The organism is Mycobacterium sp. Marseille-P9652, from assembly GCF_902652685.1.
Lineage (GTDB): Bacteria > Actinomycetota > Actinomycetes > Mycobacteriales > Mycobacteriaceae > Mycobacterium.
In genome coordinates this window covers 13,669-34,637 of the sequence record NZ_CACRUY010000012.1, presented here as the reverse complement: position 1 = coordinate 34,637, position 20,969 = coordinate 13,669, and the positions used below count along the sequence as shown (strand labels likewise).

The following is a 20,969-nucleotide window of genomic DNA, read 5'->3' as shown; positions in this document are numbered from 1 at the left end:
TTACCGTCGTGTGCGGGCCGCGTCTACGAGCCCCGACTGGATGAGCGCGTCGTCGACGAACCGCTGCAGGGGCCGCGAGCGGAAAAACCCAGTGTGTCCGCCTGCGTACCAATGGATTTCGGGCTTACCCCAGTGTTCCCAGAGGCGGGTGACCTGGTCGCGGGGGTGCACCAGCCGGTCGGCGAGGCCGGCGTAGATGAAGCGGCCTTCCGGCGGCACCTTCGGCGTCAGCGCTAGCGGGGAGACCATCCGCCCGATGGGCTTGGCCGCGGCCATCGTGTGGCTGAGTTGGATGTGGCCGCTGAGGCCGGCGTGGCGGCCGACGAGCTTGACCAAGTCGACGGCGGGGACGCCGAGGATGGCGCAGGTGAGCGTGTCGTCGAGGCTGGCGACCAGTGAGCTGACGAGGCCGCCGAGGGAGATGCCGTTGAGGCCGACCTTGGCGTCGGGTTGCTCGGCGCGGATCCACGTGATGAGACGCCTGACGTCCCAGACCGATTGGGCGGCGCCGTGGACGTCGTCGAGGACGTCCTCGCTGGGGAATCGCGTTGGGCCCGAACGTGGTCCGTGCAGGGGGAGGACGGGCAGCACGACGTTGAGGCCGAGGTGGCGATAGAGGTGCCAGGCGTTGAACAGCATCGGGTCAAGGGCCGCGCGTCCCATCTCGGCGCCGTGGATGCAGATGAGCCAGGGGCGGGGCCGGCGGTGGCGGAACATCAGGCCATACACGCGGTCGTTGGATGAGTAGCTTTGCCAGCGTTCGCCGCCGGGTTCGCCGTCGTGGGGCGCGTAGAGGCTGTCGAAGGTGAAGCGCTGATAGAGCCGGCCCATGTTGCTGACGGGCTTGACGGTGACGTCGGTGAGTGGTGGCGGTGCCGTGAAGAAGCCTTCCGGGCTGTCGAGCCAGCCCTTGTCTTGGTAGAAGGCTTGCGCGGCTTGGACTTCGCGGTCGATCCTGTCGAGTGTCGCGGCGTCGGGCGCGTGGCGCAGGAGGCTGAAGCCGGTCAGCAGGATCTCGTCGCGGAACGCCTGTGCGGCAAGGGCGATGGTGGGCCGGGCGACCGGGAGCTCGTCGGGCTGGCGGTCGAGGTAGGTGCCCCACGAGCGGGCGTAGAAGCCGCCGGTGCGGGTGAAGGAGCCGAGGATCTGCGTCAGGGGGTTGGAGCGGCGGTCGGGCATCGAGGCTCCTTCGGTGTGAAGGTGACCGGCAGGGTGCCGAGTCCGGTCATGCTGGGGTTGCCGAGGTAGTGCTGGACGTTGTCGGTGTCGACGCGGTAGTCGGGGATGCGGTCGAGGACGGCCTTGACCATGACTTCGGACATCAGCCGCGCCAGGTGCGAGCCGATGCAGCGATGGGGGCCGAGACCGAATGCCAAGTGGCGGTTGGGTGTTCGGTCGAGAATGATCTCGTCGGGGCAGTCGAATTCATTTTCGTCGTGGTTGGCCGAGAGCCAGCTGATGACGACTCGGTCGTTCTTTCTGAGGTGCTGGCCTTCCAGCTCAATGTCCTTGGTTACTGTGCGGCTCAGGGTCTGGTTGACGGAGAAGTAGCGCAGGAATTCGTCGGTGGCGGTGCGGTAGAGCTCGGGGTGGTCGATGAGCTGCTGCCGTAGTTCCGGGTGGGTGCCGAGGTGGTGGAGGGTGAGCGCGGTCTGGGAGGTGGTGGTGTCGACGCCACCGGCGATGAGGTTCCAGAGGATGTTGAGCAGCTGCTCGTCGGTGAGGCGTTGGCCGTCGAACTCGAACTGGAGAAGGAAGCTGGTGAGGTCGTCCTTCGGGTTGGCTTTGCGGGCGGCCGCATAGTCGAGGACCTCTTGCATCATCTGCGGGACTTGGGAGATGGCTTCGAGGTAGTCGGGGCTGTCCTGCGGAAGGGCCATGACGGAGTGGAAGAGGTTGGCATAGAGATGCCAGTTGTCGTACGGCAGGCCCATGAGCTTCATGGTGAGGATTGCCGGTACCGGGCTGGCGTAGTCGAGGACGAGGTCCATGTCGCCTTTAGCGATTTTCTGGTCAAGGAAGTGGTGGGCCTGGTCTTCCATGAACGGCTTGAGCCGTTGGACGGCGCCGGGGGAGAGGAACGGGGCCAGCGCGTGGCGTAGGGCCTGGTGGTAGGGGCCGTCGATCTCGCCGATGCCGAGGGCCGGCTGGCCTTCCGGTCGCGGGACGCCCATCTCGCCCTGGTAATCGACGCCGTCTGCGGAGTTGGGCTCGTACTTGTGGGCGAACGTGTCGCCGTCCCTGGCCGCTTGGCTGACGGCGGCGTAGCTGGTGAGGAACCAGAAGCCGCCGTAGTTGGTATTCCAGGCGACGGGGCATTTCTGGCGGACGTCTTTGTTGTAGGCCAGCTCGTTGAGGTTGTAGTCGTCGGAGTGGTGGTCGAAGTCGACGACAGCGTCGGGGGTGATGTCCGGTTGGGTTGTCATCTCCAGGGTCCTCTACCGCGACGAGAGCTCGGCTTTCTACACTATCTTTGCATTATTAGCGCTTGGGCATGCCGAGGAAGGCCGCGATGAGCAGTCACCGGACGACTTTCAACCACGTCGGGCTATGCGTCGCCGATCGTGCGAGGTCGCGGCGCTTCTACGAGGGCCTGCTCGGGTTTCAGTTCTGGTGGGAGATTGACCCGCCCGACGACAGGACCGCGCAGCTGGTGGGGCTACCCGAGCCGCTCGGTGTGCATGCGACGTACCTGGTGCGGGACGGCTTCGTGCTCGAGTTACTTGATTACTCGAAGCGCGAGGTGCACGCCGGGGCGGAACGCACGATGGACCAGGTGGGCTTGACGCACATCTCGTTTTCTGTGTCTGATCTGCCGGGCGTGCTGGGGCGCGTTGCGGAGTTTGGGGGATCGGTGGTCGACACGACGGTGACGGAGGGGTCGGCTATGATTCGGGACCCGGACGGGCAGCTGTTGGAATTGCTTCCGGATGGGTGGTTGTCAGCTCTGCCGCAGCGCGCGTAATCACCCCGCCTGCGTGTTACTCCCGCTGGAGCAGTACTCCAATGAGGGCCACAACGGCCGTGATCCGATCCCTTCACGGGGGCCGCCAGGTAATCCGAAGCAGGCACCTCTACGAATACCAATTATTCGGAAGTTCATCGGCGCCAACGAGATAGCCCAATTTAAGCCCGACTGCTTCGAAAGCGGCCTTGGCATCTTGGTTCTTCGATAGCGCATCTTGGATCGCCTTCATCTTTTGACTGTGGTCGAACAGAGTCGTCCAGACCGGATGATTCACCAGCCGTTCTACGCCCTCTCGAATCGCTTGGAGTTGGGTTTCATTCGGCTGTTTTTCAAGCATCGCTCGCTCTTGGTCTAAAGCAAGAACTTGGCGATACAGGGAACGGAGCAACGTGGCAATATAAGCTAGCGAGCTTTGATAAACCATCCTTCTTCGTCGCTCAGTCTCATCCGCTGATAGGGGAATACCAGCCCCTTGCGGTTCGAAAGCGAGCTCGTTCAAGGTGTTTAAAGCCTGAGTAATATTCTCACGCTCTCGATTGCGAAGTCCTTGACCTTCATCGCCCCTTTCAGTCAGAGGTTTGCTTTGCAGCATCCGCTTTAGAACCTTTTCCTTGAAGGCGTTCTCCGTGATAAGGGAGGTATCAGTCTCCGGCTGACCGGCGCGGCGAACAAACTTCAGCATTGCGAGCTCGGGCGCTGACAACAAATCTTGCACGAGGGCGGCTTGGAAGGCCCCTTTCGCACGCTGTCGGTCGAGCGCGGGAAGCCAATCGATGAATCCCGCCTCTGACGCTTCGTCCGAACCGACTGCTGATTCGTACTCCCCCAGCTTCGCAGACCACTCATCCGACATTTTCGCAGATAGCTCAAACGGCGATAATGGCAACTTTTTAATCTTGGCCTGGATTGAGTTGACAAGATGTATAGCCTCGTCCTTTGAAAGATTCAGATATACCTTCGCGGTAACGCGCTGTGCTCCGCGCATCCATGTCGCCACCGTTTTGTGCTGGCCATCAAACATTGCGAGGCGTTTCTCTCCACTGGGATCCGGCACAACTCTACAGCTTGGCGGTTCGTGAAGGGGATTTTTCTGTAGATCGACGAAAATTGCCCAGGCTTGTCCAAGTTTGATCGTGCGAGGTTGGCATTCCGAATCGTTGTAGAGGGCGGATCTGGGCACATCTACGTATACGTACCGCCACAACTTTCCACTCGGCCAGGAGTCTTCAAAAGTCGGCATCTCTCGAGTCGTGCCGTCGGAGAATTGGAATCTTGTCGTCGAATCGGTGGATTCAATTGCGGTTGGTCCAGCGACAATCCCAAAATGGCCGGCACAGTCGTCGTAGCGGATAACATTCGACTTTTGTTGTGCAAACGCCCTGAGTTTCAGGTAGGGCCGCACATCCACGGATGGATTGTTTCTCTTGGCTTTATTACATGAGGCGTGGGCTAGACGAAGGTTGTCGCGGCTAGTCTGTCCGCCCTCAGTCTCGGGTTCGTCGTGATCGGCCTCAATCATGTCCGCGACCTTGTTCATAGGCTGTTCGCAGAGGCTGCACAGTTGTTGGGACTTTGCCCATAGGTAGTCTTCGAGGCCCTCGCGCTGATCTTCGGGTAACTTTGCACGCATATTTTTGGATATAGTGATTCCACTCATCCGAAGCCTCCTTTTGTTCAGCGCGTTTCAATAGTGCTCGATGTCCGCGTATTGGCATCGAAGCCTCGAACGCCTGAGTCGCGAACTAACAGAGTAGTCGATCGCTGACAACGTCTAGCGCCGGCCCGTTGTCGATTCAAGATATTGTGTGATTGCTTCCACGATCGCTTCTGTGTCGTCGTGTTCCCAGAATCTCAATACAGTCCAACCGTTCCGCCGCAAGAGTTCGTCCACACGTCGGTCTCTGGCCCGGTTGCCTTCGATCTTATTCCGCCACCAGCCGGTGTTCGACTTTGGCGTCGTACCGTGGATTGAGCACCCGTGCCAGAAGCAACCGTCCAAAAACACAACGAGCCGACGACCACTCCAAACGATGTCACCTCTAAATTTTTCGTCGGGAAGAGGCCTGCGGTCGACTCGGTAGCGGTAGCCCAAGGCGTGCAACCGCCTACGGACCTGTAACTCCATGCGCGTGCCAGCGGTTTTCTGGGCCTGCATCTGCCGTCGCACAACGTCGCTTGGGGGAGTGAGAGGCTGGGTCAATGCTGTGCTCCTGGCAATGCTTCTGGGAGGCTTGATGGCTAGGAGAATGACGGCGCGCCTCGGGCGAGTGTCACACCGCTCACTTAATCTTGCAGCATGGCCTCGCGATCGAAGACCTCTATGGGGTCATTTTATGCCGTTAAGCAGATTCGAGGACCTTTCCTCGAGCTTCCACCTCACCTGGGTCACGCCGGCTCGGAGAAGGAGCTAGCTGCACTTTGCTCGCATCTACGGAGTCACGGCCTGCCGTTGGCCGCCGACCTATTCAGTGGTGCAGGCGGTATGAGCTTAGGACTCGAGGACGCCGGCTTCCGTGTAGTTCTGGGGGTCGATCACTACGGCTTTGCCGTTGAGACCCACCGTCACCACTTCGCCGGGATGTCGGTGCAAGAGGATTTAGCGGATCCCGCAACGATTGCGCGTGTTGCAAAGATGCTGAGGCGCAACAAAATCGACGTCTTGGCAGGTGGCCCGCCCTGCCAGCCGTTCTCTCGGGCGGGACGTTCGATGCTGCGTCACCGAGTTCTCACCGGAGCAGCCGATCCCCACGACGAACGCCGAGACCTGTGGCGTTCTTTCCTGGAGATTGTCCAGCTAGCCCGCCCGCGTGCCGTAATCATGGAGAACGTTCCGGACATGGCTTTGGATCGTGAGATGTTCATCTTGCGCAGCATGACGGAGGAACTCGAGCAAATCGGCTACTCAGTTTCGGCCCGTGTTATCGATACTTGGCGCTACGGGGTACCTCAGATGCGGCAGCGGTTGCTGTTGGTCGCCCTGAAGAACAGGATCAAATTCGCGTGGCCGGCCGAGTCTGAGAAGCGGGTGACGCTTTGGAACGCGATTGGTGATATGCCCGAAGTTGAGGGTGGGTGGCGTCCGGCGGGCGGTGCGTTCGGGTGGGCGGACTACGTTGGCCCGCGGACCGAGTACCAGAAATGGATGCGACGAAACGTGGCGCAGGTTGACGCGTTCAAGTTGTTCGATCACATCACCCGTCCAGTGCGCGAGGATGACCGTGCGGCATTCGAATCGATGACGCACAAGACCAAGTACACCGACTTAGCTCCGGAGTACCAGCGTTATCGCAAGGACATTTTTGACGACAAGTATAAGAAATTGGACGAGAACGATCTTTCGCGGACAATCACCGCGCATATCGCCAAAGACGGCTACTGGTACATCCACCCTCGACAGCCACGTACTCTCACCGTGCGGGAGGCCGCCCGAATTCAGACTTTCCCAGATGATTTCAGATTTGCGGGCCCGCCTTCGGCGGCATTCAAACAGATCGGAAACGCGGTACCGCCACTAATCGGACAAGTTATTGGTACCGAGGTTAGGGCTTCGTTGGCGTCCGGAAGTAGGGCTGGGCTTTTGACGCGGGAGACGTCGGCGAAACTGGCTCGCTGGTTCCGCGAACAGTCCTCCATCCCGACTGTCCCCTGGTTGAAGACAGACAATCGGTGGAAGTTTGTCCTTGGTGAGTTGCTTCTTGACCGTGCCACACCCACCGTCATTAATGCGGTTTGGCCAATCATCGACAGGCAACACAACCTTAGCCCGAGTGGCGTTCCTTGCGGCGAGGCGGTTGATCTGCTCGATGAGCTCATGTCGGGGGTCGGTCGTGGCCACCGGATCTCGGCGGTGCGCCAGCTCGTCGAACAGATGAACGCCGCTCCGACCGCACTATGGCAGCCGAACATTGATCGCGCGGCCTTGTCGGCTATGCCGGCGGCTCTAGTAGACCTGGTTGAACTGGCGTTGCCGGTCACCGTGGGGGCGCATGAAAGCGAGGAACCAGTCCTGATCACCAAGGGTGTTCTGCGCGTCGCAAGCCGCTTTCAAGGTAACGATGCCGACAAGAGAAATGTACAGACCGACGGGAGAATTGCAGTGGCGGGGATGGTTGGCTTCTCCGAACACTCACGCTCGGCGCACCTAGGACTGATCGCACTGGCGGCCGAGATCTGCCTCGTGGATAAGCCGTTGTGCATGGAATGCCCGTTGAACCGGTGGTGTGTTGGCGCCAGCGGCTAGAAACCCAGACCTCTTGCCAGTTCAGGATGCTGCCGATTCATGACTTCGATGACTTCTTTGAAGGCGTCGTAGTGGCCTGACTGGATGGCTGCTGATTTAAGCGCCAACCCAATCTCCGAAAGTGAGCCGCTGAGCGGGGCCTTGTCTTCGTGTTCGACAACCTCGTCGCCGTCTTCGGTTGTTTCGGAGTTGTGGCGACGGTAGACCCGGTCAGCCAAAATGCACAACTCGCTGACGGGCCGCTCTAACATCTGTTTCAGCTGAGCTGGCACGGACACCCGCATCTTCGCAACATTGATGTTGAAGACCTCGTCGAGGGTGCTCGTGAAGTCGAGACTCGCGCGGGCAAGCTTTGTATGCTCGTCGATACCCCGGGTGCCGCCCCAGCTTCCCCACTGCACCAACCGATTTTCGCGATAAACATATAGGCCCTGCTGCCGGTTCCAATTGAGTGGTCCGGCTGCGTTCTCGAACGCGTCGAGGGAGCTGAATGTTCTCTTGCCGGGAAGAATGTAGCGGCGAAGCTCGACTGCTCCCACTCCTGTCGAGCTTTCGAGTTCGAACTGCTGCGTCGACAGCTGTTGTGTCCCAGGTTCATGGCGAACGAAGGGGTCCCAAGCGCGCACCTTTTCGCCGTTGACGCTGATGGAGATACGCGGAGCTTTGTTCTCACCTGTCAGGAATCTGTGAAACACCATCGCGAGATGCCGCTTGGTCTTCTCCACGAGTACCTCGAAGCGCCGTTTCGCCCATCCCCCATTCGCGCCGGAGGCGGGTAGGACTCGATCGAGGTTCTGCCAGATCACAACAGTGCCTGTACCAGTCCCGAGCATCTCTTCGCTCTTGGTGACGGCGTGGTCTCGGGGGTTTTCGGCAAGTACCCAGTCATCGAACTCAGCGATGAGATCCAAGTCCAGCGACCTCCAGAGCGGACGCTTGCGGTCAGCCGATCTCGAGACGATAGTCAAGGAACGCGCTTGGGATAGCGACGCAGTCTTCAGGCCCAGCCCATATCGACCAAGATCACCGGACCCGTAAGTGCGCCGGCTCCCGAACCGGAGTGCCTCGGTCATTCCCCGCGCGTTGAGCCCACAACCGTTGTCCGCGATGTAGATTGCGGAGTCTCCAGCAGCAAACTCGATTTCCACCGCGACGTCAGTCGCACCCGCGGCGATGCTGTTGTCGATAAGGTCGGCGACCGCGCTGACGAAGTCGTAGCCAATGTCCCGCAAAGAGGACGTGAGTCGAGCCGCCGACGGCGCGGCGCTGGAGAGTTTCATTGCGCTAGAGCTCCTAGATCGGTGCTGCTGTTGGCCATAGTTAAGCAGGGAGGGCGGACAATTTTCGACCGACTCGCGGCAGGCCGATTGGTTTGTGGATCACTCAGCGGTGTTGACGGCGTCGTGGAGTGCCGGTGCAATCGATGCCCAGATGGGCGAGCCTAGGATCGGCATGTTGGGCTACTCAAATTATGTCTAACCAGCCACTTTGATCCGCAGGGACGACCTAGCGGAGCTGAAGACCTCTTCCACCAGTGCTCGGATCTCGCCCTCCTGAAGCGAATGGAACGAGATGAACGCGTGCAGTCGCCGGAGTCGTTTCATAGCATCGCGCATCAGCAAGGTGCGTCGACCCTCATCGCCTAGTTCACGCAGGTGTGTCTCGGCAATGATCCGGGCCACCTTGCGGTTTCCACCGATTGCAGTTCGTTCGAGGATCGCCACGGCTTCATCCTCGAAGATCTCCGCGGCGACTGGACCCAAGGCGAATGCCCGCCACCACAACCGGCGGAAGACGTTTCGCGGATAGCCCAAGATGCGTTCGTAATCGTCCTTATTGCCCCTGTTCGGCCATCTCCAGAATGCGACATCTGGTACAACCACCAGACTTAGATATGACCACACCGATTGCACGGATGCTTCGGCAGGGATGAGCGGCGTGACCTGGAGGATGTGCTCGACGACTACGCGGTCCCACTCAGTGCGTCTGCGGTCTTTCGGGCTTAGCTTCTCTGGGTAGCCGAAGTTTTTTGCGACTTCGCGCATCGTGTTCTGGAATTCGTCGAGCACCGACGTAGGGACTCGCTGGCCCGAGGGAGCTGTGGGATAGTAGTACGCCTGATCGGACTCAAGCTCGGCTCGAGAGCGAAGATCCTCGATTTTCATGTTCGTGTACTCGGCGAGGAGCTTGCGTGCGGCTAAGCCCGGCATGCGAGGAAAGTAGAGCGGGCTAGCCATCAAACTTGCCTGTCAGGAAGAAGGGTTGGAGTTCCGCATCGATTTCCCCAGGGTCGAGTCGCCAGCGCTGCCTGAGCGGAGCGATATCGCGGCCCTCGGCGGAGAAATACGTCATCAGCCGCGCGCGGAGAATCGCTCCAATTGAACCCGGTTCGTAGTCTACGGTTTTCAACTCATCCTGGGCGAGCGCGGCTAGGACAAGTTGGCGTGCTACGTCATATTGCAAAAAGTCGCGCGTAAGCGCCGCCTCCGCACTATCTGGTTTCTTCGTTAAGCACTCATACGCTGGGTGGTCACTGTTGATGAGGACCCTAACGGCAGACAACGCGGGCGCGTCTAGGTCGGCCGTCTCCACCATGACACGCCAGGCGCAGCCGGTCGGGCCTAATCCGCTGGCGCTGAAGCTGAGTAATTCGGTTGGGAACCGTGTGGCTTCACCTTCAAGGATTATTTGGTGCTCATCAGACCACAGGATAGAGCCGGAGCGGCGCGCGGCCAGCGGGTTCCGGACATCGGACGATCCGATCGCCAGCGACACAGTTGTTCGGAGTTGCAGAACGCCGCCGATCTCGAACCCTGTTACCAGACAGCTAATGTCCTGCGGTCCTTCGGTGAGTGTTTTCACCGGTGAGGATCCCTGCAATCCGGTAGAGCTCTCGGCTGGCGACGTCCATTGAATGACGCATCGCAACTGATCACGAGAATGCAACCCCGCCTCGGCGCGCACCGCTTCGAGATCTACGGACAGCGTTCGTTCTATCAATAGGTCGGTTGCGTAGTCCCAGCCGTCGATCCGATCAGGGTCCGCTAGGGGTTCACGACCTGCGGGTGTCACGCGCCATTCGGACGCGTTGAAACACTCTGGCGAGGGCAATAGGTAACCGCGGCTAATGGTCCGGCTCATCCTATAAACTCCGATGCCTCCACCTCTACCGTTATGACGGTGTCCAATGGCTGCGTGACGAGGAGGCGTAACTCCTTAATTGAACTGTCGACGGTCAGGCGAGCGCGATCATCCAAGAGTTGTCCGTTCAAATTCTCCCATCCCGCCACCAAGGGTGCGGGGGCATCGGCAGGCCTATCTTCCTCCTTCTCCACTCCGCGATCCAGCACCACCTTCGCCTCCGCTCTGAGCGTTACCGACGATCCAGCATTGACGCGCTCGACTTTCACCGGAAAAACTGCGAGCAGAGCGCCGCTGTCGCCGGCGCGTAGTTGGGGTGTCATCACGAGGGCTCGTGTGTTCTTGGGACTAGAAGTCGGAGGGGGCTTTGACGCCTTCTTGCCGGGCTGGCCACTGAAGCCGGGTGTGTCGGCGACCAGTCCGCCGAGCAGATCGCCGATTATTGGTGCTAGCCCGTCGGGCCCCGAGTCAGGGCCGCTGGGTATCACATCGATGATCCAACTGTTTTTTACCGCTGCTTTGATTTTGTCGAGGGCCTGCTTGACCGGATTAAATTGGTTCTTAACCGACGCAATTTTGGCGGGGATCCAGTCGTCGTGTGCGACGGGCTCCGACTCGGCGAATTGTCGATCGAAGTGGTCGTCCACGATAAATACCCCGACGGTCGAAGATCCTGCTGGGTGCTTTGCGACCGGCAAGTATCGAACGACCATGCGCGGGTTGCGCATTAGCGCGATCGAGGCCGGCGGAATTCCCGATCCGTCGTCCTCCTCAGGTGGCTGACCCGTGACAGGGGGTAGGTGCCTGAAGGCAAGGGCGCCTAGGGGTTTGGGTTCGCTGCGCCCTGCACGAAACTGAATGTCTTGATATCGCCACGAACTGGGTGATCCGGGAGGATCGGCTGCTTCGGCGATTCGGTACGCTTCGACGAAGTGCCTGACGGGACTTTCGGGCGCATCGGGCGGTCCGGGCTCCCAATATTCGCCGCCGTGCTCAAATGTAAATCTCACGGCCCGCCGGCCATGGCGACCGATCATAAGTGGCCAGCCGAATTGCACTGCTGCTCTAATCATCTCGTCGATCGGCTCCAACAGCCGGACTGAGTCGTCATCGTTCTGCGGGATTCGAGGGGCGACTACGAGGATGGCCGTTCCGGTCGAATCAGGCGGAACTGCGTCTAAGCCAAGCCGGCCGGCGATTTGCTCGGCCGGCCTGCCGGTCACTGGACGAGGTTGCCCACCATCGGAATCGACACCCCACCAATGTCGGCCGGTGTAGCGGTGTCCCGCGCGGTCGTATGTGGCGCTCAGAGACATGCCCATCAACCGGACCACGGGCTTACCTTCTGCGGTTGTTCGGGTGAACACGACGATAGTGGCGGCCTCGCTGATCTCAAAGAGGATGCCGCGGCCGAGGCCGAAGGTGCCCCCCTGGTACCGCTTGGCTTCTTCGCGCCCAACGTTGAGGAAGAAGTCCCTGAAGTCGGTGCGGTCTTGGGTGACTGTGTCCGCGCGCGTGGGTCCGCCCAGTCCCCGCGTGCCCGAGTCCGCGATGATAAGCAGGGGCAATTCTCGACGCTTCAACACGGTGGCTAATGCTTCGAGTTCTTTCGGAATGTCATAGCCGAAGACGTCGTGGCTTAGCGCCGTGCGTTGATATGACGTTGCGCTATTGAGTCCGACGCGGAAATCGATCGCTCGCCGATGGTCTAACCGGGCATCGATGGAATTCTGTAGGGTTTCCCTTAACAGTAGGGACCACTCATCGAGCTCGGTGTTGCGCACGGCGCGACTCAAGGTGCGTGCGACCATCGACCCAGACGCCGAATACCGTTCGGAGATTAGGTTAAGGCTCACAGCAGATCTTTACTCCCCTCGAATAGCCAGCCCGGCAACTCGTCGAAAGCCTTGGATGGGAGGGGTACCGGTGGTTGTGCGCCCAGGTTAAGCACGTATTCGACACTGCTGATCCGATCAGCCGCTGATTTTCCTTGGAGCAGTTCAGGAGTCAAGCGCGGAAAACTGTGGTCGACGAGGTAGAGCCGTCGTTCGAGGGAACGGAACTGCACTTGGCGGTAAACGGTTAAATCGGCGGGCTGGACGCCGAGCTCAGACAGCTGCGACAGGAGCTGGAGGCTAGCAACTCCAAGTCTTTCGATGCGCGTGATTGCTTGAGTTATGGAGTCGCCGCCGTCGGGCACCCGCTCGAACCTTTCAACGGCCAAGTACAGCGAACCGGAGGGCGGGGCCGACAGCTGTCGAAGTCCGTTTATATGGATTTTGACCTCTTCTGTCAGGGACGAGGCCTTGACCTCACATGCGGCATGAACACCGGTGAAATCATGGCGACGCCGTTGGACGCCGGTCCAGATCTTCATCGCCAGAGAAGGCGAGACGGCAGCGAGAGCCTCTAAGACATGCAACTCGGCAAGTAGTCCTTTCAGCGCCTGCTCATTGAGAAGTCTTTGACTGGCCGGTCCTAGCAGTTCACGCCAGCGCTCCAAAATGGTGGTCACACACAAACCGGCGGCATCGGGTGTGTTTGCAACGCACACTAAGATCTCGTCGCAGACGGTGGAGAAGAGGTCGTTTAGCGGTACCTCCCGACACTCAACGTCGATATAGCGCCGTTCTTTCTCCTCGGCGCCCTGGAGGATTCGCATCGTGACAGACACGCCCCTCGACCGACTGTCTTCAATGTCGACGTGTTCGGGCGTTACGGGCAACAAGAGATGGCGGTGTCGCCCGGGGTCCAGAGCATGGACCACCGAACCTCCAGTGGTACTAACGCCACTCTCGCGGGTCGTCAGATCCTCGTTTTTCGCACGTTCGAGGAGCCGCCAAGCCTCTTCGGACGCGCCCGAGGCCGGAGTCATCGTCCCCTCTTTGAAGAACTGCGCTGAACGGAGGCCGACGGCGGCACCTTGGCCTCGCGTTCCATCGCAGCAGCTTCGGCCGAGTCTCTGGGCATAGTCGCGTTCTCCTCTGACTGTGCAGCCAGTTTGTCTGCCTCTTCGAAGGCAGCGAAGTCGTCGACTTGGTCCTCGACCACTGGGCCGACGATCTTGGCCGACTTGTACTCGACGACGGGTTCCCCGACCGCGTCGGGAAAAAAGATCCCCAAGCCGATCACATGGTCGACCGCATTGAGATCCGTCCTCGGATCGCGAGGTTCCTTATCAGACGTAATTTCGCGCATTTTTGAATCTCGGTCGATTGGATAGACGACCAACAGGCCGATGCCCCCCATTATGTCCTCACGATACTTCCGCAGATCGTAATCATCGTTGGGGTCTACATCGGATGGCAGTTCCTTAACAGCGACCCCTGTGTCTGAGATCCGGTCAATAGTGGAAACCAAAGCTTTTATATTGGCATAGTCTGAGTAGCGCTCGAGCCTACTTCGCTCGACGGTACGGATCGCGCGTCCCACACCAAGATCGAGACCTACGACCTCGCTGCGCCTGGGATTCTCGATGAGGACCAGATTCCAAGCCATCAGCGAGCCTTGTTCCATCTGTTTTCGGATGTACCGCGTCAGTAGGTCTGCGCGCAGTCGGACCGCCTTGGGATGCATCTTGTAAGTTTTTAGGAATTCCAAAACGCGCTCACCCGGTACGCCTTTGACGATGATACGCCCCGTTTTACGATTATCCTCGATGCCGACAGCGGCGATGGCGTCTGTGAACAGCTTTCGCGTCGCCGTGATATTGTTCTGGAGCCACTTTTCCTTGCGGTGCTCGAAGATAATCGTTTGCTCACGGCTTCCGCTGAAGTCAATAGAGGCGGCCACAGCGCCGCGCATTTTTGCGGCTGACGTTATGATCATCGACGGGTGAACGCGTATTCTGACAGCGACATCCTCCGGTGTGATGCCAGCACCATAGGACCGGATGTCTCTCCGGATCTCTTCCTCCACCGTTGCAAGGTCTTGGAACCATTCCGCCAATTCCTGCGTCATCCAAATCCGTGGTAGGTCTGCGTACCCCCTTCGATAGCCAAACCAGCGGCCCATTTGCAGCAGGGTGTCGTATGCCGAAGCCGCTCTGACAAAGTAGCTGCTAACCAGCCCTTCCAGCGTCAGCCCTCGCGACAATGTATTGCCACCGATCACGATGACTGTCGCGGGAGTGTCCTTTGCGTAGTACAGGCGGTCCTGCGAGGTGTAATTGTCTACGATCACTCGGACTTCTGCTAATACCTGCGGGAGGGTCGTTTCGATTTGCTCCCAGCTGACTACGGCAAGACCCATACTTTCCGCGGGCACCGCTGACGCTTCATCTTCCCATAGACGCCGGAGTCGGTCCCCGAGAACACGGTCAGTGCTTAGTTTTTCGGCGATGACTGCCACGTGGCTTTCGACCGGAACTTTGAGCCGGTTGTGCGCCTCCGCGAGCATGGAAGTGTGGATCAGCATGGTCGAATGAGTTGTCTTGGACCATCGAGCACGTCGAGCGGCTGTCGCTAGGAGGAACCATGCGATGGCATCAGCGAGTGCGGGGGTCACCGACGGCGTCCACTCATACACAGCCCCCCTGCCAGTGGGCGGCTTAACCATTACGGCCTCGCTGTCAGGGACGATCCTGATGACGTCCAACCCGCCGGTGACTCGTCGGGGTTCGTCGTCGGAAAGGGTATCTCTTCCGAACAGCTGCTCTGCACCAAAGTAGCCTTCTGGCTGTTTCATTTCGACGATGTAGTTGGACGGATAAAGGTTCTCGTAGGTTTGAGGCTCGGTAAGCAAATTCGCAAATGGCGTTGCGGTGTAGGCGACGTAAGTACTACGGGGTTTCTTGATGATCTGGCCGATCAATCCGTTGATACGAGAAATGTGCCCTCTGTTAGCAACATTGAGACTCGCCTGGTCGGCCTCGTCATCAATGACCATGATCGGCAATGATTTGATCACTTCGGAGCCCGCTGAATCGATCCAATCCTTAAGCCGGCGCAGTCGGAAACCGTTCTTTTTCACTACGGCGATCAGTCGTTGCCCGGGGTCATTAAGCAGGTTGGCGGCGTTGCCCGACATTGCGAAGTCCTGGTTAAGCTGAGTCAGAAGATACCACCGTTCGAAGTGGTCGCCCAGTAGCACTTCCTCAATACGTTCCTGGGTCTGGGACCGAAGATTATCGGTGATCCCAGATAAGACAATAAAGAGGCGGTAGCCAGCATCTGCGGCTTTGGCAATCACGCCCATGAAGTTGGTCGTCTTGCCGCTCTGTACATACCCCAGGACCAAGCCTTTTGTCCTGATCGTCTGCCAGCCCGGTGCGCCGGCCAAGTCCAGGATGCGGCTAGTTGCGCGGTCAATGTCGTCGATCGCGTCGTCCGCTACTTCTGCGGGCAATGAAGCGATGACGTTTTGGCGAAACTCGCCCCAGTAGACGGGGGACGGTCCCGGTCCGCCATACCAGCTGCGCTCGCTGTCAGGTTTGCTGACGACGATTGGTTCTTTGAGGTGACTTATGATGCCGACGCGTTCCTCGTAGAGCGCACGCGCATAAGCGATGACCTCTTCGGATGCCCCGTATCTAATCAGTGCTTGCGCGGCTTGCTCAGGGGACTTGCCTCCCGAAACCATCGCCTGAAGGTCGTCAGCAGCCTCTTCGACTTCCTTGCTAGGAGCCATCCCCGCCTCCTTGCTCGCCCCTGCGCCTGCCGAGCAGAACCCGTAGTAAAACGACAGTCTTATTGTCCGGAGCATTCAGACGTCGGTAGCCAACTATCGCATCACGGTCCGAGCCGAACGGATTCCAGCGCGGCCCTGCGCCGCTGGTGGTCGATGTCGCCGCCAGCGCAAAGCTGTGGCAAGGCAATGCCAACAAGTCCAACCACCCACTATGCATGGCATCCGCTCTGGTAACTGAGCCGCTACGCCGGATCACAGTTCAGGCGGTTCGTTCGTAGGAGCCACGAAGACCTTGGCAATGATCGCAAGCAGCTCTCCAGCCGCGCGTCGATCGAATTGCATGATCTGACTGGTAGTGCCATCCTGCGCATACGTTTCTAGCTGCAACATTCGACCCCCGCCAGGCATGTCGGCGTAGAACCAGCCGCAGTGGCGTTCGGCTTGGAACCGAGCGTTGCGATCGCCGCGGTACTCGAACGAAACGATAAGCGACATGCTGCTCCTCGATGGTGGATCTGCAGGAGGCGCGCTTCAGGCGCCGCAATCAATCTTTACCCAACATTCCTTGTAATTATGTGTCTGCCCGTCTCGGATTCCCGCCGCGGATACGCCGAGAAGTTGCCGGCTAGTCCGCACTTTCGACTGCGGATGCGAGTCTCGCGCCGACCCGCTTGCGGGGCTGGACGACGGTTCAACAAATGAGCGCTGCAACAAACCGCGCGTAGAACCGCACCACAATTATCTTCAAACACCGGCCGGAACACCGGCTCCGAAGCTTTCGACTTCCAACGCCTGGGGTCGTTGCGAGCCAGGTAGCACCTCCGGCAGAAACGTCTCACATTGGGTGTTCGCGGGCCCGCGGGCAGCCGCCGCCACCACAGCGCTTGAACTGCGGTGGCGCGGCGTGAACACTCCGACGCAGTTTCACGCTTCTATGATTCGTCTGATCGGCCCGCGTAGAGTCTGCTGCGAAGAGTCCGAAGGAATCGATGAGCGGAACGGCCGAAACTCAAATCAAGGTAAATCGCCTGCACCCCATCGGGCACGGCGTGGACCGCCCGGAGCACCTTCTGGTCACCCATGACAGTCGAGTGTTCGCCTCCGACAAGGCCTCTGCCGTCGCGGAACTCCTCGACGAGAAAACCATTCGCCGCATCGGCCACGCGGGTGGCGAGCCGAACGGCATCGCTCTGGACCGCAACGGCCACTTCCTGATTGCCAACTTCGGCTCCGGCGTGCTGCAGGACCTCGACACAGAAACCGGCGCGATAACGCCGCTACTACAAGGCCATTTCGACGGACGCTCGCTGCGGTGGCTCAACTTCGTCCTCACCGATTCCACTGGCGCCCTGTGGTGTTCGGTCAGCACGATGGCTGCCAACCTCCTCGACACCATCGCAAACGGCACCGCCGACGGCTTCCTCTTCCGCGTCGCCCCGGATCGCCAAGAGGCCCACGTGGTCGCCGACAACGTGAACTTCCCGAACTGCATGGCGCTGGACCGCAACGAGGACTACCTGTACGTTGTCCGCACGGTGAATGCCGACATCGTGAGATATCCAATCGAAAGCGAAACACTCGGCCCGCCAGAGAGATTCGGCCCACCTCTAGGAGACCGACGACCTCACGAGTTCGGCCCCGACCACGGCCGGTTCCTGGCCGACCCGGAGGTCGGCCGCCGGTGGGGGATGGCCGACGGCTGCGCGTTCGACGCCGAGGGGAACCTCTGGGTGACGCTAGTCCTCGCCAACAGAATCGTGGCGATCAGCCCGGACGGGCAGGCCCAAACCGTGATAGACGACCCCGACGGCACCCTAATGCAAGCCCCGACCAGCATCGCCTGGGGCGGCCCCGACATGCGCGACATCTACATCGGCTCGATCCAGACCTCGTACGTGCTCAAGGGCAGATCTTCGATACCGGGCCTGCCGCTGGTCCACCAGCGCTAGCTACCGCATGAAGTCCGGAAGCGCCGCCTCCGGATCGTCCGGGATGATCGACGCGGGAAACCCCCAGAGTTGCCGGCTGGTCGTACCCCCGTCGACGACGAGCGTCTGTCCGGTGATGCGGGCGGCCAGTTCGGACGACAAGAACAGGGCGGCGTTGGCGACGTCGTGCGCGCGCGGCGGCGCGAGCGGGTTGATGACATTGACGCCGTACTCATTCGGCGGCAGATCCTCGTTGCCCGATCCCACATTGCCCGGCGCGACCGCGTTGGCGCGAATCCCATACCGTCCCAACTCATCCGCGCAGGTCTTGACCAAAGAGATCACACCGGCCTTGGCCGCGCCGTAGGCGGCGTGATAAGAAGCGGCGGCGATGCCGTCGACCGAGGCGATCGCGACCAGCGACCCACCGGTGCCCTGAGCGATCATCTGCCGCGCCACCGCCTGGAACAGGTAGAAGACCTGGTTCAGGTTGTAGTGAATCGCCTTGTCCCACAACGGCACCGTGAAGTCCTCGACCCGAGACCACGTCGCGCCGCCGATGATGTCGACACACGCGTCGACACCGCCCAGCGCGGCGACGACATCGTCGATCGCGCGGCCGACCTGCTCGGGGTCGGTCATGTCGGCGACGATCGGAACGGCAATACCGCCGCGGGCGACGATCTCGGCGGCGACGCCTTCGGCGCGCTCCTCGTCGATGTCGATGCAGGCGACGGAGGCGCCCGCCTCGGCCAACGCCAACGAGGTGAACCGCCCGTGCCCCGCCCGCCCGGGAATGTAGCCCGCACCCGATACGACGGCACGCTTACCGGACAGTCCGAGATCGATCACGTCAACTCCCTTGCGCGCCAACGACGGCGGTACGTTGGAGTATCGAGACAGCGCCGGGCGCTGTCAATCACGCGTCTTCGGTGTCCTTGGACCGCAACGGCGAGGCCATGTGCGCGCCGACCCCGACCAGCCCCCGGCCGACGGCCGCAAGCGCATGGCCCGTCGCACCCCCGACGGCGTTGACGACGGCGACGGCGGCATCGAGCAGGCTCGGGACGTGGAAGTCCTCCCACGCTTCGACCTGGTGCTGGCGCGCCGCCGCGAAACGGTCGAGCTCGTCGCGCAGCGCGTCGCGCTGCTTGACCAGCTCGCGCACCGCCCAGAATCGGAAGCCCTCGATCGGCCCCGACTTCGCGAACCGGTCGAGCGCCTCCTTCGCCTCCTGATAGATGCGGACGTCCTCACGCAGATGGTGCTGGACGAGCTCGCGGGCCTCGTCGATCGCTCGCAGCAGCTGCTCCGGTTGCGTCGACTCGACCCGGGCCAGGCTCAGGCGCTGCCACTTGTGCAGCGCCTCCTCGGCGATCACCAGCAGGCTCAGCGTGTCGCCAAGCCGGTTGTCGTTGATCGCGTTTCGCAGCCTTCCGGCGCGCTGCTGCACGGGCAGCGCGCGATCGAGGGACGCCAGGATGCGGCCGACGTGGCCGCGCAGCTGCTCGACCGTGACATTGAGCGCCGGCCCTAAAGCGGCCACCGAATCCCAGTACGCCTCGGGCAGCGACCCGTACTTCTCCAGCGACTCGACCATGCGCGTCACCGTCAGGCTCGTGCCCAGGACGTCGCCGGCGCGCTGGGCCCGCGCGACCTCGAGCACCGACTCGACCTTGTCCTCCACGCGCGCGACCGCGTCCTCCACCTGCGCGACCGCGGACTTCAACGCCATCTGCACCGCGATCATCTGCGCCGAGATCATCGCCTCCGGGGCGAGCAGTGCCGGTTGCCACTGCAGCCGAATCTCCCCTGCGTCGACACCCGTCACCACGCGAAAGAGGCCCTCGCTCAACGGAACCAGGTTGCCGTCCCGCAACGCGTCGAGGCTGTCGCGATGCAGCTGCACATACGTGCTGGCCGCGGTCGCGGGCGTTGCGCCGTCGATGCCGGCGATCCGGATCGCCTGCCCGGCGGCCGTCCGCAGCCGCGCCAGGTAGGACTCGACCGCGGCGGGTTCGCCGCCGAGCAGCAGGGCCTCGTCGTGGAACGAGACCACCACCTCGTCGTCAGCCGGCAGTTCCGACGTGTCGAACATCTCGGATGTGCTCACGGCACCTCGAATGATTCGTCGGCGTGCGGTCGAGCACGCCAAAAGTGAGCTGGCGGTTGGTAAGCGAACGTACACCCGTGTTCCCGCACGACTCCTTCGGTTCGCGGCATGTTCGGAAGGAATTCACCAGCGCACGGGCGGCGCGATCCGGGGCTGGCCCCCAACCAGCCGATATGCGAGATTTTCACCATGAAAGACGACGACCCCGAGAAGCGGATCCGCGAGCTGGAGCGCGAGCTCGCCGACGTGCAGCGCGGCGCCCAGCCGCCGGGCAGCCCGCCGCGCGGAGGATTCGGGACGCCCACATACGGGACTGGCTACGCGCCGCCGCGGCGTAAGCCGGCACTGCGCTGGTACACCGTCGTCTTCCTCGTCGCGACGGTGTTGTCGGTCCTCTTCGGCGTGGTGGCGATCGTGCGCGTGATGGTCCAGAGCGGCGGGCTGACGCCGGTGCGCGGCAGCGCGACGGCGCCCAGCGGTCCCACGGAGGTGCCGCACGGCGGCGAGCTGCGGCTCAGCGACAACAACTCGACGAGGACGGTCGCCTGCAACGACGGCAAGTTGACGCTGGCCGGCTTCCACGAAAACGTCATCGTCACCGGACACTGCGCCAGCCTCATCGCCGGCGGCTACAGCAACGACGTCACCGTCGACAGCGCCGACACCCTCGAATCCACCGGCTACTCCAACAGTCTCACCGACCACGCCTGCAACAACGCCACCGTCAAGCTGTCGAGCTACGGCATCGTCTTCAACGGCGCCGGCCACTGCGGCAGCATCGCGATCAGCAGCTACGACAACCACGTCACCGTCGACAGCGTCGACAGCGTCATCGTCTCCGGCTACAGCAATGACGTCACCTACCGCCAGGGCGCCCCCAAGGTCACCAATTCGGGCTACGACAACACCATCCACCAGGGCTGACAAATAACAGAGCATGTGCTCTGTTAT

Annotated in this window: 17 protein-coding genes; 4 read left to right on the top strand and 13 right to left on the bottom strand. The window is 60.9% G+C overall.

From position 1 onward, the window contains the following. Complete coding sequence (locus tag GPY60_RS09460; RefSeq protein ID WP_156687400.1) at positions 1-1,179, bottom strand: alpha/beta hydrolase; 1,179 nt, start codon at positions 1,177-1,179, stop codon at positions 1-3. Continuing rightward, entirely contained in the window at positions 1,152-2,426 is a 1,275-nt protein-coding gene (locus tag GPY60_RS09455) for a cytochrome P450 (protein ID WP_156687399.1), read from the bottom strand. The genes GPY60_RS09460 and GPY60_RS09455 overlap by 28 nt, the downstream gene beginning before the upstream one ends. Before the next feature lie 86 nt (positions 2,427-2,512). Here GPY60_RS09455 and GPY60_RS09450 point away from each other — a divergent pair, with 86 nt between their 5' ends. After that, positions 2,513-2,965, top strand: a complete 453-nt coding sequence (locus GPY60_RS09450; RefSeq protein ID WP_156687398.1) for a VOC family protein — start codon at positions 2,513-2,515, stop codon at positions 2,963-2,965. Positions 2,966-3,074: 109 nt separating this feature from the next. Here GPY60_RS09450 and GPY60_RS09445 read toward each other — a convergent pair whose 3' ends face one another. Both GPY60_RS09445 and GPY60_RS09440 read right to left on the bottom strand, forming a co-directional pair. Further along, positions 3,075-4,625, bottom strand: coding sequence for an HNH endonuclease (locus GPY60_RS09445; RefSeq protein WP_156687397.1), 1,551 nt, complete (start codon positions 4,623-4,625; stop codon positions 3,075-3,077). A gap of 114 nt (positions 4,626-4,739) precedes the next feature. Beyond that, positions 4,740-5,123, bottom strand: coding sequence for a very short patch repair endonuclease (locus GPY60_RS09440; RefSeq protein WP_156687469.1), 384 nt, complete (start codon positions 5,121-5,123; stop codon positions 4,740-4,742). A gap of 294 nt (positions 5,124-5,417) precedes the next feature. Here GPY60_RS09440 and GPY60_RS09435 point away from each other — a divergent pair, with 294 nt between their 5' ends. Then, positions 5,418-7,208, top strand: a complete 1,791-nt coding sequence (locus tag GPY60_RS09435; RefSeq protein WP_255457225.1) for a DNA cytosine methyltransferase — start codon at positions 5,418-5,420, stop codon at positions 7,206-7,208. Here the strand turns inward: GPY60_RS09435 and GPY60_RS09430 are convergent. From GPY60_RS09430 to GPY60_RS09400, 7 genes are all read right to left on the bottom strand, one after another. Further along, complete coding sequence (locus GPY60_RS09430) at positions 7,205-8,488, bottom strand: ATP-binding protein (RefSeq protein WP_156687396.1); 1,284 nt, start codon at positions 8,486-8,488, stop codon at positions 7,205-7,207. The genes GPY60_RS09435 and GPY60_RS09430 overlap by 4 nt on opposite strands. A gap of 195 nt (positions 8,489-8,683) precedes the next feature. Then, on the bottom strand, positions 8,684-9,418 hold the full coding sequence (locus GPY60_RS09425; protein ID WP_156687395.1) for a hypothetical protein: 735 nt from the start codon (positions 9,416-9,418) through the stop codon (positions 8,684-8,686). Positions 9,419-9,437: 19 nt separating this feature from the next. Then, on the bottom strand, positions 9,438-10,349 hold the full coding sequence (locus GPY60_RS09420) for a hypothetical protein (RefSeq protein WP_156687394.1): 912 nt from the start codon (positions 10,347-10,349) through the stop codon (positions 9,438-9,440). Beyond that, entirely contained in the window at positions 10,346-12,133 is a 1,788-nt protein-coding gene (locus GPY60_RS09415; protein ID WP_156687393.1) for a hypothetical protein, read from the bottom strand. The genes GPY60_RS09420 and GPY60_RS09415 overlap by 4 nt, the downstream gene beginning before the upstream one ends. Before the next feature lie 68 nt (positions 12,134-12,201). Next, positions 12,202-13,224, bottom strand: coding sequence for a PD-(D/E)XK motif protein (locus tag GPY60_RS09410; RefSeq protein ID WP_156687392.1), 1,023 nt, complete (start codon positions 13,222-13,224; stop codon positions 12,202-12,204). Next, positions 13,221-15,977, bottom strand: coding sequence for a Z1 domain-containing protein (locus GPY60_RS09405; protein WP_156687391.1), 2,757 nt, complete (start codon positions 15,975-15,977; stop codon positions 13,221-13,223). Before GPY60_RS09405 ends, GPY60_RS09410 begins: the two co-directional genes overlap by 4 nt. 252 nt (positions 15,978-16,229) lie before the next feature. After that, positions 16,230-16,472 (bottom strand): hypothetical protein, encoded by a 243-nt coding sequence (locus GPY60_RS09400; RefSeq protein WP_156687390.1) that lies wholly within the window; start codon positions 16,470-16,472, stop codon positions 16,230-16,232. A 494-nt stretch (positions 16,473-16,966) separates the two neighbouring features. Here GPY60_RS09400 and GPY60_RS09395 point away from each other — a divergent pair, with 494 nt between their 5' ends. Next, a complete protein-coding gene (locus tag GPY60_RS09395; protein WP_156687389.1) occupies positions 16,967-17,926 on the top strand; it encodes an SMP-30/gluconolactonase/LRE family protein in 960 nt (319 codons plus the stop codon). On the opposite strand, the gene GPY60_RS09390 is transcribed toward GPY60_RS09395, so the two are convergent. After that, on the bottom strand, positions 17,927-18,757 hold the full coding sequence (locus GPY60_RS09390) for an SDR family NAD(P)-dependent oxidoreductase (RefSeq protein WP_156687388.1): 831 nt from the start codon (positions 18,755-18,757) through the stop codon (positions 17,927-17,929). A 67-nt stretch (positions 18,758-18,824) separates the two neighbouring features. Continuing rightward, positions 18,825-20,003, bottom strand: a complete 1,179-nt coding sequence (locus GPY60_RS09385; RefSeq protein ID WP_156687467.1) for a hypothetical protein — start codon at positions 20,001-20,003, stop codon at positions 18,825-18,827. A 204-nt stretch (positions 20,004-20,207) separates the two neighbouring features. Here GPY60_RS09385 and GPY60_RS09380 point away from each other — a divergent pair, with 204 nt between their 5' ends. Then, positions 20,208-20,942: a DUF3060 domain-containing protein gene (locus GPY60_RS09380; protein WP_197283612.1), complete on the top strand. Its 735-nt coding sequence runs from the start codon at positions 20,208-20,210 to the stop codon at positions 20,940-20,942. Positions 20,943-20,969: the final 27 nt, after the last annotated feature.